Here is a 17061-nt window from a genome sequence, read left to right as displayed (position 1 = left end):
CTCCCCCTCCCCCCTCTTTTTAAAAGAGGGGAATTCCTCCTTTTTTAAATGGAGATTGGGAAGGATTTTTAAGAATAGATCAAGACGATAATATTTTTCAAATTATTAAGGGAATGACGATCAATGTTATTCAAACAACATAAAATCGCACTTGCACTGGTACTGACTGGCTCCTTGGCTGGCTGTTCTGCCGTGGTGAAAACACCCTATAACGCCCCAGCAGCCCAAGTGCCACAACAGTTCCAATATGATACGCAAAAAAATAAGAATGTGAATCTAACTGATCAGTGGTGGACACTGTTTAATGATGCCCAACTGAATCAGTTGGTCGAACAAGTGTTGGCTAAAAATAGTGACCTAACTGTTGCAGGAATTACCCTTCAACAAGCTCGATTACAGGCAGGTTTGGCTGAAAATAAACAAGGCATTCGAACCAGTTCAAGTATTTCAGCAGGTCATAACTATGACCTCCGTTCAGGCGATGGCTCTGATCGTGGTTTATCGACCAGTGTCGGTGTTAGCTATGAACTCGATTTATTTGGCAAGCTCGCCAATCAAACGGAAGCAAGCCGATGGGAAGCCTTAGCCACTGAACAAGATTTGCAGGCCACAGCACAAAGTTTAGTTGCGACGACAGCGAAACTGTACTGGCAATTGGGCTATTTAAATGAACGCTACCAAACTATTCAGCAGAATCTAGCATCTACTCAAAAAATTTATTCTTTGGTGCAATCACAGTATAAAGCAGGTGCGGTTTCAGGTTTAGATTTAACCCAAGCTGAACAATCAGTTCAAAGTCAAAAAGCCAGTCTGAGCCAAATTGAGCAACAACGAGTCGAAGCACGTACTGCCATTGCGGTATTGCTGCATCAACCTATTCAGCAATTGAATATTCAAGAGCCGAGACAGCTACCACGAAATGCTTTACCAAATATCGCTGTGGGTTTACCCGCGGATATTTTATCGCGCCGCCCAGACTTACAAGCCTCAGAATTACGCCTACGCAAAACTTTAGCCACTAAAGATGCAACTAAAGCAAGTTATTATCCATCGATTAACCTTACGGGTAGTTTAGGTTCTTCGAGTACCTCACTCACTCAATTATTAAAGAATCCTGCGTTGACATTGGGGGCGAGTTTAAGCCTGCCTTTCCTGCAATATAATGATATGAAAAAGAATATTGAAATCAGTGATCTTGAATATGAGAAAGCGATTACACAGTATCGTCAAACTTTATATCAAGCCTTTGCAGATGTTGAAAATGCTTTGTCAAATCGAGCGCAACTGAATCAACAAGTACAGTTACAGCAACGTAATGTCGAATTAGCAGATAAAACTGAGCGATTGACCGAAGTGCGTTATCGCAATGGTGCGATTGCATTAAAGAATTTACTGGATGCTCAAGAGACCACACGCAATGCACGACTCAGCCTAGTTGAAACCAAGCAGAATCAATACAATGCGTATGTGACATTAATGCAAGCACTTGGCGGAAGTCCTGTGAAAGAATTACCTGAGCAATAGCTTAAGTGGCCGTAGTTTTATATAGTTAGCTTTAATTGAGGGGAATAATGGAACTTCCTATATTTAAATATCACCCAGATCCTATCAAAACAGGTGCTATAGAAGTAACAAGTGCAACGTGTGAGTGTTGTGGTATTGCTCAGGGCTACAGAGCCACTTCTACAATCTACGCCGAGGAGGAGATAAAAACTATTTGCCCTTGGTGTATTGCGAATGGCTCAGCTGCTGAGAAATTTGATGGTGAGTTTACTGACTCACATCCATTACTTAAATCTGGACTTGATAAAACTATTGTAAAAGAAGTTTGTGAACGAACTCCTGGCTTTAATTCTTGGCAACAAGAGGTGTGGTTATCACATTGTAACGATGCGTGTGAATTTCATGGTGATGCAGAAAAACTCGACTTATTAGAAATAACAGGAGCTACGTTAAAGACTGTCTTAGAAAAACAAAAAATTAACCAAAATTTATGGCAAGAGATAGTTGCTTCCTATGAAAAAGGTGGAAACCCTTCAGTTTACAAATTTAAGTGTAGAATCTGTGGTATGAAAACTTACGCTGTGGATTTTGCATAAAGCAAATAAACTGTTTCCCAACACTTGATATTTTCAATTCAAAACTAGCTTCGCAGTTCATATAAAATAGTCTGAGCTATTAGTTTTTAAAAAACTTACTATTTTCCAAAAACAAAGCCGCTATTAAAGCGGCTTTATCAAATAATTTAGATTAATCTAATTATTCATCATCCATCATTGATTGGCTCATACCTACAGTATTAAAACCACCATCAACATAAAGGATTTCACCCGTAATACCAGAAGCCCACGGTGAGCAAAGGAACAATGCTGCATTACCCACTTCTTCAATAGTCACATTACGTTGTAATGGCGCGATCTTTTCATTGGCATCTAACATTTTACGGAAAGACTTGATACCAGACGCGGCTAATGTACGGATTGGTCCAGCAGAGATTGCATTCACACGAATCCCCTCTTTACCCAAGCTTAGTGCTAAATAACGAACACCCGCTTCTAACGATGCTTTCGCCATACCCATCACGTTATAGTTTGGCATCACACGCTCAGAACCTTGATAAGTCAAAGTCAATAAACAACCTTTACGTGCTTGTAATAATGGTTTTGCCGCACGAGCCATCGCGACAAAACTATAGGCACTAATGTCATGTGCAATTTTAAAACCGTCACGATCAGTCACGTCGGTAAAGTCACCATCCAGCGTATGTGCAGGTGCAAAACCAATCGAATGCACAACACCGTCTAAACCATCCCAATGTTTTGCCAACTCAACAAAAGTATTGTCAATTTCTGCATCAATCGCTACATCACAAGGGAAAACTAGGGTTGAACCAAACTGTGCTGCAAAGTCATCAACACGCTTTTTTAGCTTTTCATTTGGATAAGTAAATGCTAACTCTGCACCTTCACGGTGTAATGCTGCCGCAATACCGAAAGCAATTGATAATTTACTTGCAATACCAGCAATTAAAAAACGCTTACCAGCTAAAAGTCCTTGTGACATCTTATTCTCACTCGAAAAATTTTCACCACATCATGCCAACATTCCTGATTTTTCGGAATTGCATAATCCACCTTTTTTACAATCTTGCATAAAAAAAATCGTCTTCATATGAAGACGATTTTTGTTTTATATCAATTTAAATTTAATCATCACCTTGAATTAGGCTTAATAAGCGCATGAATGAATAGTACATCCACACTAAAGTCGCAAGTAAAGCAATCGCACATACCCATTCAAATGCTTTAGGAGCGCGTTGTGCTGCTGCATTTTCAATAAGATCAAAATCCAAAATTAAGTTCAGTGAAGCAATTACAGCAACAAATGCAGCAAAACCGATACCTAACCAATTGCTTTCAAAGATATAAGGAATACTTGAGCCAAAGATCAACCGTAAAACGATCTGCACAACAAAAACTAAAGCAATCGCAATAGAAGCTGAAATTACAATTGCCTTAAATTTTTCAGTAGCACGAATAATTTGGAATTTATATAACGCAAATAAAACCAAGGTTGTAACAAAGGTCGCAAGCAAAGCTTGTAAAGGAACACCTGGAAACTTCAGTTGAAAAATAAAAGAAATACCGCCTAGAAATGCACCTTCAAATAATGCATAAGGAATTGCTAAAGCTGGTGCAGTATTTGATTTAAAAGTGGTAATCAAAGCTAAAATTAAGCTCCCAATAATTCCAACAATTGTTGCAGCATAGGCAATTGAAAGATTAGCAGTGATTGCACAATAGAAAAATAGTGCCATTCCCAATACAGCTGCAATCACTGTCAATAATACTGACTTCTGAATAGCACCTTGAATGGTCATTGGCTCAGTTATATCAGTATAGGTTTCCACCCGAGTTAAAATTGGATTATTACTTTGCATGTAAACTCTCTTTTTATAGTAAGCAAATAAAAATTGAGTTTATGATATTTTTTATTCAATCCCAATATTTTTTACATTTAATAAAGCTTTAATTTTTTGCAATTTATTGATAGCTAATCAATTAAAAATATATAAAACAAAATACTTGATTGCAAAATTAAAGCACATTTTATGGCTATAACTTTCATTTCGTAGCGAGAACCATAAGCTTTTATTTACGGTTTAGATATCTTTATACCAAGTGAATTAATTGTAATAAAATCTGCATCTATCTAAGTAACATAATCAATAAAAAAGGAGTCGCATTTTAGGACTCCTTTTTAAATCATTTTTTAGATTAGAGTGAAATATTACAGCCCTTTTAGCTAAAGTGCTGCGGTTGCTCATCAATAACTTCTGCTTGTAACTGATTCATCTGTTTTTCCAACAAACCAAATAAAGCGGCTTGGATCATATGCTGTGCAACGGTTGGTGTCTGATCACCCAAAATCTTTTTAACATCTTCACTAAATTGAATTTTAACCAAAGGCTCTGCTTCCGAACCAGCATTACGCAAGGCAAGCTCTCCACCTTCAAGTTGAACTAACTCGAGAACGGCTTCTTGGCTACCAAATAACTCTTTTAACTGTTGCATTGACATACAATTACTCCATGTTTCTACATGGTGGCAAAGCGCTACTGCACTTTGCAATCTCACGTCTTATTTATATAAGTGCTATTCACTCATATTTCAAGTCTATGTTGTACTCGAATTAAAACTCAACCATTTCATTACGAAAACCGTCAATCAAATGACTTAACTCTCTATGCCATTCTCGTAATATTTTCGCATCGGGTAACCATGCTTGAGGACTTTGAGTCACCTTAATAATCAAATTCGATGAGGTCTCATTTTCAGGCTCTGGAGCTGTTGGCTCTGGTGCGTACTGACATAAACGATACGCACGTTTGAGTTCTGCAATAAAACCATCTTTAGCAAGTTGCTGTAATACTGAAACTTCTGGTGAGACTTGTCCTTTAACTGCCATCTGTTCTTCAATCGACTTAAACGTCGGTTGTAAATCATTTAAACGATAATAACGCACCAATTCTTGTAAAAACGCTAAAATTGCCCCGTGTAAATGAAATACTGCTGCCTCTCGATATGCCTGTGCTTGTTGAATATGTTCAGTTTGCTCAGCTTGTTGACATGCAAGTCGGGCAAAATACAATTTTTGATTGGTACGATCAGCATGGTAGCGAGCAACACGAGACATAATAAATCCCTTTTTCAGTTCATTTAAATCAAGACTGATTGTAAAGCGAATTGATGCTGAAACAAATAGCACTCACAACATCAATTCGATACGATAAAGTTTTCGCTTGGCCATAACTTGAATCGGTGGATCAATCGGACGGATATTGCGAATGACCCAAGCCAAATATCCTTCAGCCCAATACGTTGCACAAGCTGCGCCAACTTCATCAGATTGCCATGGATGCACTGATTCAATATCTACCAGTGCAACGGCAAAACCAACGTCTTCATCCCCATCATTCAAAAGAAAGTGTTGATTCTCTACAATCCTCAAATCTTTCAATGGCAACATTTCAGGTTGCCATGAGCGAACTTCAAGCGTTTTTATTTTCTTCACTATTCGCTCAGCATTTGGTGCAACAATTGATAAAGCAGTATATTGCTTTAACATTGATAATTAAGCTTTATCGTCCGCAGCTTTGACACGAATGCCTTGGCTTTTTACTTTCAAGGTGTTTAAACCTTTAATTGCTTTAATCGCTTCACGTGGATTTGGCATTTCAACAAAACCAAAACCTTTCGATTTCCCCGTTGCTTCGTCTTTGACCACGACACAAGACTCAACTTTTCCATATGCTTTGAATAAGTCGAGAATTTCCGCATCAGTCACATTACGGTCTAAATTACGAACTAAAATTTTCATGCTAAAACCTAAAAGATGATTCATTGTAGAATCAATGAATCAAAAGAAATTGAATCTGCCTAGTTTAATCGAAATCAATCCCAAAACCTAAATTGATTGCAGCCGTGCGAGAACGATTGCTTTGGCCATAGCCATGTGGAATATCTCGATGAATCTGAACATCGACTAAATGTTGAGGTAAATCATTGAGGAAGTAACTTTCTATTTTTCTTCCTAGCTCATCATATTGATCTTGTGACCATAAATTTAAATTCTGTTTGGTCAAAATCAATTCATCTTCTGCACGTGTTAAGGCCACATACAGCACACGACGCTCTTCTTCAACATCATCAAAATCGCCTTGTGCACGTGCATGAGGATATTGATTTGGAGAAACATGTGGCACATAACAGACTTTTTGTTCAGCACCCTTGGCTGAATGGATGGTAATCAGCGTCACTAAATCTTGGTCAGGCGTTTTATCAATTTCTGAGATAGAAATTGGATCAAGTACGTATTCCTCTAAGAACTCCCCAAGAGCACTGTGTTTACGTGCCAATTGCTTGACCAAATCAAAGTCTTTAACACGGCGTGACCAATCTTTAGTTTTATAGTTATTTTCCAGCTGTTCATTTAGCGCATCCAGTGCAAGGCCTATACAAGCTTCAACATGCTGCTGCAATACATCGAGCTGCATCAAAATTAAAATCGCCTGTTGTGGTACTTTGCCATGTCGCTCTAAACGTTGGCAACGGGCTTCGATATCAGGCAGTTGAATCAGTTCTTGCGCCAATTTACTAGCACCCACATCACCCACGCCATCCCAAAGCGTCAGGAAACGCATCCAAGCCAAATCATCCTGTGGATTAACACTGACCCGAAGCAAGCTCAAGACATCTTTAACATGCGCCGATTCAAGCAGTTTTACCCCACCAACAAAACGATAAGGGATATTGGCTGCAATCAAAGCACCTTCCAAATAACGTCCACTAAAACCTGAGCGCAACAACACCATATGTTCTGCCCAAGCCGCACCTTGCATATGACGACGATTCAAGTCCTGAATAATCCAATTGGCTTCTTCAAACTCATTGCTCAAGATATGCAGTTGTGGCTTTAACCCTTTGCCCCGATAAGCCTGTAGATGTTTGTCATATCCAATTTGGCTCTGCTCCAGCAGCCAATTGGATAAATCTAAAATACCTTGGGTCGAACGATAATTCATTTCCAAAGTCAGTATTTCGGCATCAGGCACTCGTTCTTTAAAATGATGAATATTTTCAAAATCTGCGCCACGAAAGCCATAAATTGACTGCGCATCATCGCCGACACAAAACAATTTGACCTTGCCCACCATCGGCTGTAACAAAGCCCATTGCAGTGGATTGGTATCCTGCATTTCATCAACCAATAAGGCAGAGCAAAAACCAGTGACCCACTTCACTAACTCTGGTGAACTTTGCAAATGCACGGCAACAATAGATAGGATGTCATCATAATCTAGAAAATTACGTTCTTGCTTGCGTTGCTCATAGGCTTTCATCAATTCAGCAATTTGAGCTTTATACTCAAGCGCTTGGGGTAACTGCTCAACCAATGCATCTGACAATTTAGTTTTGGTATTACGCGCATAGGAATAGAGATCACACAATTCGGCCGCTTTCGGCAACACATTGCCCTTGTCTTTACCCCGTAACAGACGGAACATCAGCAACTGATCATCTCGATCAATAATACTGAACTGGGTCAACCCAAAAGCACGTGGATTACGGCGCAAAAGATACATACAAAAAGTATGAAAGGTTGATGCACGTAAACCTTTGGCCTGTGCGCCCATATGTTGTTCCACCCGCGTGACAATTTCACTAGCCGCACGTCGGGTAAAAGTTAGAATCTGAATTTGTTGTGCTGGCAAACCTTGATCAATTAAATATGCTGCTCTTGCCACGATGGTTTTGGTTTTACCACAACCTGCTCCAGCCAAGACCAAACAATTTTGTGCCGTGGTTGTGGCTGCTTGTTTTTGTTGTGGATTCAGTTCATCAATTAGCTTGGCAAGCGTCATACAATCGGTCAATTAAAAACGAAATACTATTTTAGCAGACTCAAGCCATTGAAATGTTTCCGACTACAAAAACAAAAAGAGCATGTGTATTACATGCTCTTAGTTTTAGCTTGATCGTTTAAATTGTGGTTGAGCTATGTGGTAACTGCTTAATTGCACCCGCAAAAGTCAGGTAATTAATCCCTTGGAATAAAATATCAATTGCAAGGAAGATCCCCAACACCCAAAACGGTGAATCAGGTGATGATAAAATCAGAACCCCAGTTAATAAAGTCAAGATGCCTGAAAACAGTACCCACCCCCAACCAGAAATCGGTCTAAGAATAAATGCATTTGCAGTTCGGATCACCCCTGCAATAATAAGCGCAATCGCTAAGAAGCTGGTTAAGACCACCGCAGTAATCACAGGTGTGGTAAAAGCAAAGTAACCAGCGGCTAGATATAGCACACTAAACAAAGCCCACAACCAACGTGTGCCCCCTTTAAATACCATAAATGCGGCAATAAAATGTAAAATGCCACCAAGCATCATTAAGACACCAAATAAAAGTACAGCAGATAAAGTTGCGAATGGTAAAGCTGCTAAAAGAATTAAACCGAAAACAACCAATAACACACCCAATAACAGATACCATTTACGGTCAGCGTGGAGCTGATTACGAATCAAATCATTACCCACGGTTTTCATCATTATTTACTCTTTTATCATCAATGTTCTATTTATATTTTGAGCGTCTTTGAAATGTTTTTCTGTATAAGGCATGTTGATAATTAATGATGGAATGTCAGAAAAACATGTGTTTTATTTCATTATTTTTCTTTTAGTAAGTTATGTGATCCCATGTGGGTAAAGTTAAACTTATCCACAATTTATTTGATCCAGCCTATTTCTTGTGCAGTCAGCACACTGATCACGGTTTGTTCTAAATCATTTGGCATTTTACTTTTGTGCTCGGACAACGGAATCCGTCCTCCCATAATTTCAGCTTCAGTCTGTGGATAGAGCGGCTGTTTATCTGCCTGTGCATAGCCAATCGGGAAAATAGGTTCACCATTGGCTAAGTTATATTTATCGGTCGCGCCAAAACCGTGCAATAACTCATGCACCAACACTACATTATTTTGCTGTGTCTGTTTAGCTGAGGCAAACAGATTGACTGAACCAATTCGTCCACGTTCCAGCGCAGTTGAGTGCTTGAGTTCCCGATTTTGCTTCGGATCATAGAAATTCAGATATAGAGTTAAACTCGGTGAACCATCAATCGATTGATGCTGCTTCCATGCATAAAAGCGAAACTTTAGGCTCCATAGAATATTATTCAGAATACTTGGCTGCTCAGACATCTTCGGTGGTGCTTGTTGCAATTCCCGTCCGATTTGAACCATAAAGTAGCTGCTTTGCTCTCGATATTGCTGGCTGTTTTTTTCTAAATATTGCTTGACCTCGGAAAAGTTATCTTGCTGTAATTGTTGAATATACTGCTGTGTTGTAGCTAAACCATCGGCATTAATCGGATGCAACAATACATTAATCGGCTGATTCCAATCCTGATTTTGATCACGATAAGTATTGATCGCAACAATTAACAACACCAGCAATAAGCATGCAACTCGGATATTTTTCCACATGAACTTCTTCCCCAACCCAAAGTCATTATTATTTTTCTTTACTCAATAAAAAATGCCAGCAATTGCCAGCATTTTCTTAACACTTAAATCACTAAGCTTCTACCCATTTCCCATCTTGGAACACTAGACTCCACTTGGTTTGCTTCCCTTCAGCGGTTTCAGAACCTACATACTGTGCTTGGTTCTTACGGCTGAATTTCACTACCGTTGGATTGCCTTCTGGATCGACATCTGGTGCTTCTAACAAGAACTGATATTTCGGATCAAGCTGCTCAGCAACACTACGTAATTCAGCCACTTTCGGTGCACGTGTTTCACGAATTTTCGGAAATTTGCTGGCTGCTAAGAACAGACCTGCCGCACCATCACGTAACACGAAGAAATCATCATACTTGGCTGAACGTAAGTGTTCCATTTTGATTGGATCAACACGCGGCGGTGCTGGTTGACCGCTCTTTAATACTTTACGGGTATTGTCACAGCTTGAACAAGCGAAGTACGGACCAAAACGACCTGTCTTTAACTGCATATCACCATCACATTTATCACATGGAATGGTTGGACCGTCATAGCCCTTAATCTTGAATTCGCCTTCTTCGACTTCGTAACCATCACAATCTGGGTTATTACCACAAACATGCAATTTACGACCACCATCGACTACATAACTGTCCATTGCTGTACCGCATTTAGAACAACGGTGTTTCGACATCAAATCAGCAGTTTCAGCACCATCATCATCCGACAATGCCGCCAAAGACTCGACTGGTGTTAAGTTAAGTGTGCCTTTACAACGCTCTTTCGGTGGCAGGTTATAACCTGAACACCCCAAGAATACACCCGTTGTTCCAGTACGAACTTGCATTGGACGCGAACATTCAGGACAAGATACATCAGCAACTTCGACAGGCTGATTACGGCGCATGCCGCTTTCACCCTGCGCATTGGTCAAACGTTTCTTGAAGTCACCGTAGAAGGTATCCAGCAACTCTTTCCAATTACGCTCACCTGTCGCCACACGGTCTAACTGACCTTCTAAATCTGCAGTGAATGCATAATTCATCAGGTTATTAAAACTTTCATCAAGACGGTCGGTGACAATCTCGCCCATCTTCTCTGCAAAGAGACGACGGTTTTCCAGCTTCACATAACCACGTTCTTGAATGGTCGAGATAATCGCAGCATAAGTCGATGGACGGCCAATGCCTTTTTTCTCTAATTCTTTCACCAAAGATGCTTCTGTAAAGCGTGCAGGTGGTTTGGTAAAATGCTGGCTTGGATCAAGTTTTTCTAACTTGAGTACTTCGCCGACTTTCACCGCAGGCAATAAAATATCATCATCTGATTTATTGGCACCACGAACACGGGTAAAGCCATCAAATACCAAGGTACGGCCTTTGGCTTTTAATTCAACATTTGATGCTTCAACCGTCAAAGTCGAAGACAGGTATTCTGCTGGTGTCATTTGACAAGCGACAAATTGACGCCAGATCAAATCATATAAACGCTGAGCATCACGCTCAACGCCTGCAAGTTTATCCCCCGTCAATCCAACATCTGATGGACGAATCGCTTCATGGGCTTCTTGCGCGCCTGCTTTATTGCCATAACGGTTTGGCTTGGCAGGAACATATTTTTCACCAAAATTTTGCTGAATATGATTACGTACCATATTGACCGCATCATCACTCAAGAATGTTGAGTCAGTACGCATATAGGTAATAAAACCACCTTCATACAAACGCTGCGCCAGCATCATGGTTTTCTTTACAGAGAAACCTAGACGGGTACTTGCTGCTTGTTGAAGAGTCGACGTGATATACGGTGCACTTGGATTAACCTTGGTAGGTTTATCTTCACGTAATGCAACTTTATATTCAGCATCTTTTAATACGCTTAATAGCGCATCGGTTTCAGCTTTATTTTTAAGTTTAAGCGTCTTACCGGCTTGTTTAACCGCTTCAAGACGAATGTCATCTTTCTTCGACAAAGTATCTGCAAAAACTTGCCAGTATTCTTCTGGGATAAAGGCACGGATTTCACGTTCACGCTCGACCACCAGTTTGACCGCAACCGATTGCACACGGCCTGCCGATAAACCACGGGCAATTTTTTCCCACAACAGTGGCGACACCATAAAGCCCACCACACGGTCAAGGAAACGACGTGCTTGCTGAGCGTTCACTCGATTTAAATCAAGACGTGTTGGCTGTTTAAACGCTTCCTGAATGGCATTTTTCGTAATCTCGTTAAACACCACACGATGGTAACGACTGTCATCACCGCCAATTACTTCTCTTAAATGCCAAGCAATCGCTTCTCCTTCTCTATCCAAATCCGTTGCGAGATAGATTGCATCAGCATCTTTGGCAAGTTTTTTTAGTTCAGCGACGACATGTTCTTTACCTGGAAGCACTTCATATTGCGCAATCCAGTCATGTTCAGGATCAACCCCCATACGATTAATAAGTGCAGTTTGAGCTTTCTCAGCTTTCTGTTCTTCTGTAAGTTTAGCGCGTGTTACAGGCTTTTTTTCAGTAGACTTTGCCCCACCGCCTGTTGGTAGATCACGTACATGACCCACCGACGACTTCACCACAAATTGTGACCCTAGATATTTATTAATGGTTTTCGCTTTTGCAGGCGACTCCACAATCACTAAGGCACGTTTCGTTGCAGCAGAGGCTGGTGCTGCTGTGCTTTTTGAAGCAGAGCGTGGAGTATTCGCCATAATAAATCGTTTTTCCTATAATTAATCAAATAATTAGCGCTGAGCTAATTCATGTAAATATGCTTTCATTGCTTCAAGCTGAGTGGCTCTTAAATCAGTTTCTTCATCCCAATATAGCCCGACACAGTTCGCCTGCATATCAATAGCATAAACTCCTGTTAATGCAATGGGTGAATCATTAAATTTCTGATCCCCTTGAACAACTTGAAGTTTGCCATCCACGACTCTTGCACGCATTAAAGCTAAACGACCTTCTGGAATCAGTACACTATAATAAGCCACCATACTGGCACGCTTTTCAGAAGCCATTGGAATTTTCGTCCAGTCAGGTGCGACGATTAAACGTGGATGTAATCCCATTTTCCGAGCCTGATCTCGCATCATCCCCAGTGCTTTTTCTCGAGGACTCACGCGTAGACCAAAAATTGAGCCTAATACAAATAATACAATCGCAACTGTAATCCAAATTCCAACATTACTCATAAACTAGCCCAAAACTTTCTTTTATTAGCGTTACATAACTTGAATCAAAAACGCAAGTTTTCCTTGCTATTCTATTCAGAATAAGAAGTTAAACCTGACGATATAATCGTAATTTCACGTTGTTATTCTGAAATTTAAAAATATTTTTCCCTAAGAGCATGACTAAGTTTTAACTCAGATCCTTATTATTCAACATCTATATGATCAATAATGCGGTGGTTTATCACTCATTGGATCAAAAGGCGCAATCCCTTCTGATAAATCTGATGATTCAACTCGACGATATAAAAGTTGCATTTGTTTTTTTAAAATTGCGATTTCTTGAGTCTGAATCGCAAGCTGTTCATTCAATTGTTCAACTAAATCGTCTAAAAATGCAATTCGGACTTGCAAATCTTCAATGGGTGCGGACAATGACGCGTGATCATCACAATTTTGTTGTTTAGTCATTTCAGACCTCATCTGAGCTTTTAGGAAACATTATGGCCTATATTACTTTAAGGGATGTCCACCTCGCATTTGGTGGGCCTGCCCTACTCGACGGCGCGAACTTTAACCTAGAACGTGGCGAACGAGTCTGTTTAATCGGTCGTAATGGTGAAGGTAAGTCTACTTTACTTAAACTGATTGAGGGAAGCTTATTGCCTGATACAGGTGAAGTTTCAATTCAAAATGGTTTAACTGTTTCAATGTTAGCCCAAGATGTACCAATGGACTCAGGTAAAGTGGCTGATATCGTGGCAGATGGCGCAGGTGAAGCGGCGGCTGTACTTAAAGCGTATCACGAGGCAAGTGATGCTTGTGTGTTGGGTGATATGGAAGCCTGTGATCATATGGGAATGTTACAACACAAGCTTGATCAGCTTGATGGTTGGGCATTAGAAAATAAAGTAAATTCGATTCTCAGTAAAATGGGACTTGATCCAAATGCCGATCTTGCAGATTTATCGGGTGGTCGTAAACGTCGCGTATTATTGGCACGTGCATTACTGACTCAACCAGATGTGCTATTACTCGATGAACCTACCAACCATTTAGATGTAGAAAGTATTGAATGGTTAGAGAAATTCCTGCTTGATCAAAATAATCTAACCTTATTATTTATCTCACATGACCGTTCATTTGTGGATAGCATTGCAACCCGTATTGTTGAACTAGATCGTGGTATTTTACGTAGCTATGAAGGTAACTATTCACGCTATTTAGATCTTAAAGCACAGCAAATGGAAGCAGAAGAAAAACAAAATGCTTTATTTGATAAAAAATTAGCTGAAGAAGAAGCATGGATTCGTCAAGGCATCAAGGCTCGTCGTACACGTAATGAAGGTCGTGTTCGTGCACTAAAAGATTTACGTGAGCAATCTAAAGCTCGTCGCTCGCAACAAGGCAAAGTCAGCATGGCGACCCAAGATGCCAATCGTTCAGGTAAATTGGTATTTGAAATTGAACATTTAAGTGTCACCTTTGGTGATAATGCGCCGATTATCAAAGATTTCTCAGCACTGGTTCTTCGTGGAGATCGTATCGGTTTAGTGGGCGATAATGGTGTCGGTAAAACCACACTGATTAAAGCTATTTTGGGTGAAATCGAACACGCAGGTTCAGTTAAAACAGGTACTCAATTAGAAGTTGCTTATTTTGATCAACTACGTAACGCCTTAGACCTTGAAAAAACAGTGATGGCCAACGTTTCTGAAGGTTCTGATTTTGTTGATGTAAATGGTAACCGTCGTCATATCTATAGTTATTTACAAGACTTTTTATTCTCACCAGAGCGTGCACGTACACCAGTGAAAGCACTGTCGGGTGGTGAGAGAAACCGTATCTTATTGGCAAAACTGTTATTGAAACCATCGAACTTAATCGTGATGGATGAGCCTACCAATGACTTAGATATGGTGACACTTGAGTTGCTTGAAGAGATGTTATCTGAGTATAAAGGCACTTTGTTATTGATCTCACATGACCGTGCCTTTATGGATAATGTCGTGACTTCAACGTGGGTTTTTGACGGCAAAGGTAATATTGATGAATACGTTGGTGGTTATCAAGATTACTTAGAACAACGCCCAGATGACAAAGTTGTCGATCAAAAAAGTGATGTTAAGAAAGCGCAAGCCAAAGCAGAAGCGGCTGCCGCCGCGGCATCAGCGCCTAAAAAAGTCAAACTCAGTTATAAAGACCAACGTGAGTTAGAACAACTTCCTGCTGAAATGGAAAAACTTGAAAAAGAACAAGCAGAACTTTCAGCAAAGCTTGCAGATGGTTCTTGGTTTGTCTCTGACGCTAATGCTGCAACTTTGGCGAGTCAACGTTTAGCAGAAATTGAAGAATCTTTGCTTGAGAAGTTGGAACGTTGGGACATCTTAGAAAATATGTCGAAAGGCAATTAATCAGATGATGAGCATCTATCCATAAATGATAGATGCTCTATTAAAATCCAATGAGTGCTTAGATTTCAAAATCATCTTTTAATGAATGATAAATATTAAAATTTTCATCATCAAAACAAACAAAAATTACTTCTTGGACTGACTGACTTTGTTTTAACTCGTCATTAATCACTGTAAAAGCGATTTGAGCAGCACGCTGTTTAGGAAACCGATAAATTCCTGTTGAAATATTTGGAAAGGCGATTGTTTTTAAACCCAGATGATCAGCGAGTTTAAAACTATTACGATAAGCATTTTCTAATAAAATTGGTTCGTTTTTCTCACCATTTAACCATGTTGGTCCAACAGTATGAATCACATATTTTGCTGGTAGATTCCCCGCGGTGGTCATGACCGCTTCGCCAACTGCACAACCACCTTGCTTGGCACGAATCTTTTGACAATCTGCCAAAATCGCTACACCACCACGACGATGAATTGCACCATCTACACCTCCACCACCTAATAGTGAAGTATTGGCCGCATTAACAATTGCATCTACCGTGATTTGGGTAATATCTCCTTTCATTATTTTTATACTTTTCAAAATCTTCTCCTCTTTATCAGAGCTGTTTAATGGCTGATTTACGCTACAACAACTGCGGTTTTATTTAACATTTAAATTACTAAACCGACTTCATGCTACACTGCTTCAAAATTCAACGTTATTCATATTTCGAGTTTATGAGTCAAAAGCAGTCTTATATCCCTGGCGAGTTTCAATGGGAATTTTTACTCCCTAAGTATTGGAAAATCTGGATCGCCATCACTTTTCTCATGCTCTTAGCAATCTTACCTTGGGCAATTCAATGGCGCTTGGCACATGGTTTAGCCTCATTATGCTGGCACTTGCTCAAATCACGTCGAAAAACCACAATCAGAAATCTGGAAGTTTGCTTCCCTGAATGGTCTCCTGTTGAGGTTGAAGTACAAGCAAAACAAGTGTTTGTCGACATGATGTTGGGTGTATTTGAAACATTAAATGCTTGGTATTGTCCAAATTGGTTTAAAGGACGCCATAGTATTGAAGGTCTAGAGCACATCAACTCAGCCAAAGCACAAGGCAAAAGTATCTTATTGCTAGGTACACACAGTACTTTATTGGATGCAGGTGGTTATATTTGTGCTCAATATTTTGAGCCTGATGTGGTCTATCGTCCACAGAATAATCCGATGTTGGATATGCTGATTTATCGTTGTCGCGCAACCATTTATCAACAGCAAATTGATCATGATGATATGCGTGGCTTGGTTCGTCGCTTAAAAGATGGCGGTGCGATTTGGTATAGTCCAGACCAAGATTTTGGCTTAAAACAAGGTGTCATGGCGCCTTTTTTCGGTGTTCCTGCTGCCACTGTTACTGCACATCGTCGTCTATTAAAAATCTCCAAATCTGTTGCAATCCCGCTTTATTTTTATCGTTATGGTGATGTTCGTAATCCACAATACAAAGTTCTGATTGAGCCTATTGTTGAAAATATGCCCAGTGAAAATGAACTCGATGATGCAATTCGGGTGAATAGAATCATTGAGGCTCAATTGCGTATCGCACCAACTCAATGGATGTGGTTTCACCGTAGATTCAAAACCCGAGCAGAAGGTTACGAGAAAATTTATTAATAATTAGAGAAAATTAAAACCCGAGTTTCGCATCCTGCAAAACTCGGGTAAATGAGGTTGTGCTTTCACATCATTTTTTATTATCTTGCTTCCATCTCATGCATCATATCCATAATACGTTTTTCCATTTCAGCGTCGCTATCCTTAATCGGAAATCCTTTCCTGCATCCTTGTGCTGATGTATTTAGAATAAACCTTTTGATCAAACTCGACTATTCGCCGTAGACTTAAATCAATGTACG

General features: G+C 39.9%; 17 protein-coding genes. 4 read left to right on the top strand and 13 right to left on the bottom strand.

Annotated features, from left to right (window positions below; all coding sequences use genetic code 11):
- The first annotated feature begins 123 nt into the window (after positions 1–123).
- The gene (locus tag O1449_RS02160) at positions 124–1524 is read left to right on the top strand and encodes an efflux transporter outer membrane subunit (RefSeq protein ID WP_269239038.1); all 1401 of its coding nucleotides are present in this window, start codon (positions 124–126) and stop codon (positions 1522–1524) included.
- Positions 1525–1571: 47 nt separating this feature from the next.
- Positions 1572–2099, top strand: coding sequence for a CbrC family protein (locus O1449_RS02155; RefSeq protein WP_269239037.1), 528 nt, complete (start codon positions 1572–1574; stop codon positions 2097–2099).
- 160 nt (positions 2100–2259) lie between these two features.
- Here the strand turns inward: O1449_RS02155 and O1449_RS02150 are convergent, their stop codons facing one another.
- The 12 genes from O1449_RS02150 to O1449_RS02095 all read right to left on the bottom strand — a co-directional run bounded on the left by O1449_RS02150 (position 2260) and on the right by O1449_RS02095 (position 13217).
- Complete coding sequence (locus tag O1449_RS02150) at positions 2260–3063, bottom strand: enoyl-ACP reductase FabI (protein WP_004659060.1); 804 nt, start codon at positions 3061–3063, stop codon at positions 2260–2262.
- 142 nt (positions 3064–3205) lie between these two features.
- Positions 3206–3940 (bottom strand): Bax inhibitor-1/YccA family protein, encoded by a 735-nt coding sequence (locus O1449_RS02145; protein ID WP_004659062.1) that lies wholly within the window; start codon positions 3938–3940, stop codon positions 3206–3208.
- Positions 3941–4301: 361 nt separating this feature from the next.
- Complete coding sequence (locus O1449_RS02140) at positions 4302–4580, bottom strand: hypothetical protein (RefSeq protein ID WP_005162636.1); 279 nt, start codon at positions 4578–4580, stop codon at positions 4302–4304.
- A 112-nt stretch (positions 4581–4692) separates the two neighbouring features.
- Positions 4693–5196, bottom strand: coding sequence for a DUF6586 family protein (locus O1449_RS02135; protein WP_004659066.1), 504 nt, complete (start codon positions 5194–5196; stop codon positions 4693–4695).
- Between the two features lie 72 nt (positions 5197–5268).
- Entirely contained in the window at positions 5269–5628 is a 360-nt protein-coding gene (locus O1449_RS02130) for an ASCH domain-containing protein (protein WP_269239036.1), read from the bottom strand.
- Between the two features lie 6 nt (positions 5629–5634).
- Positions 5635–5880: an RNA recognition motif domain-containing protein gene (locus tag O1449_RS02125; protein ID WP_004802550.1), complete on the bottom strand. Its 246-nt coding sequence runs from the start codon at positions 5878–5880 to the stop codon at positions 5635–5637.
- Positions 5881–5944: 64 nt separating this feature from the next.
- Complete coding sequence (locus tag O1449_RS02120; RefSeq protein ID WP_269239035.1) at positions 5945–7924, bottom strand: ATP-dependent helicase; 1980 nt, start codon at positions 7922–7924, stop codon at positions 5945–5947.
- Between the two features lie 118 nt (positions 7925–8042).
- Entirely contained in the window at positions 8043–8615 is a 573-nt protein-coding gene (locus O1449_RS02115; RefSeq protein ID WP_269239034.1) for an HdeD family acid-resistance protein, read from the bottom strand.
- A 179-nt stretch (positions 8616–8794) separates the two neighbouring features.
- Positions 8795–9553, bottom strand: a complete 759-nt coding sequence (locus O1449_RS02110) for a hypothetical protein (RefSeq protein ID WP_269239033.1) — start codon at positions 9551–9553, stop codon at positions 8795–8797.
- A 91-nt stretch (positions 9554–9644) separates the two neighbouring features.
- Complete coding sequence (topA, locus tag O1449_RS02105; RefSeq protein ID WP_269239032.1) at positions 9645–12284, bottom strand: type I DNA topoisomerase; 2640 nt, start codon at positions 12282–12284, stop codon at positions 9645–9647.
- Between the two features lie 33 nt (positions 12285–12317).
- Positions 12318–12767, bottom strand: a complete 450-nt coding sequence (locus tag O1449_RS02100) for a hypothetical protein (RefSeq protein WP_004659081.1) — start codon at positions 12765–12767, stop codon at positions 12318–12320.
- A gap of 204 nt (positions 12768–12971) precedes the next feature.
- Positions 12972–13217: a SlyX family protein gene (locus O1449_RS02095; RefSeq protein ID WP_018677344.1), complete on the bottom strand. Its 246-nt coding sequence runs from the start codon at positions 13215–13217 to the stop codon at positions 12972–12974.
- A 32-nt stretch (positions 13218–13249) separates the two neighbouring features.
- On the opposite strand from O1449_RS02095, the gene O1449_RS02090 reads away from it, so the two are divergent.
- Positions 13250–15160, top strand: coding sequence for an ATP-binding cassette domain-containing protein (locus O1449_RS02090; protein WP_005051278.1), 1911 nt, complete (start codon positions 13250–13252; stop codon positions 15158–15160).
- 58 nt (positions 15161–15218) lie between these two features.
- Here O1449_RS02090 and O1449_RS02085 read toward each other — a convergent pair whose 3' ends face one another.
- Positions 15219–15746: an O-acetyl-ADP-ribose deacetylase gene (locus O1449_RS02085; RefSeq protein ID WP_269228900.1), complete on the bottom strand. Its 528-nt coding sequence runs from the start codon at positions 15744–15746 to the stop codon at positions 15219–15221.
- 137 nt (positions 15747–15883) lie between these two features.
- Between O1449_RS02085 and O1449_RS02080 the strand changes: the two genes are divergently transcribed.
- The gene (locus tag O1449_RS02080) at positions 15884–16819 is read left to right on the top strand and encodes an LpxL/LpxP family acyltransferase (protein WP_269239031.1); all 936 of its coding nucleotides are present in this window, start codon (positions 15884–15886) and stop codon (positions 16817–16819) included.
- Positions 16820–17061: the final 242 nt, after the last annotated feature.

Origin of the sequence: Acinetobacter sp. TR3 (assembly GCF_027105055.1) — a bacterium.
GTDB lineage: Bacteria > Pseudomonadota > Gammaproteobacteria > Pseudomonadales > Moraxellaceae > Acinetobacter.
Note: the sequence above shows the minus strand (reverse complement) of the source record. Positions and strands in the feature narration are given on the sequence as shown.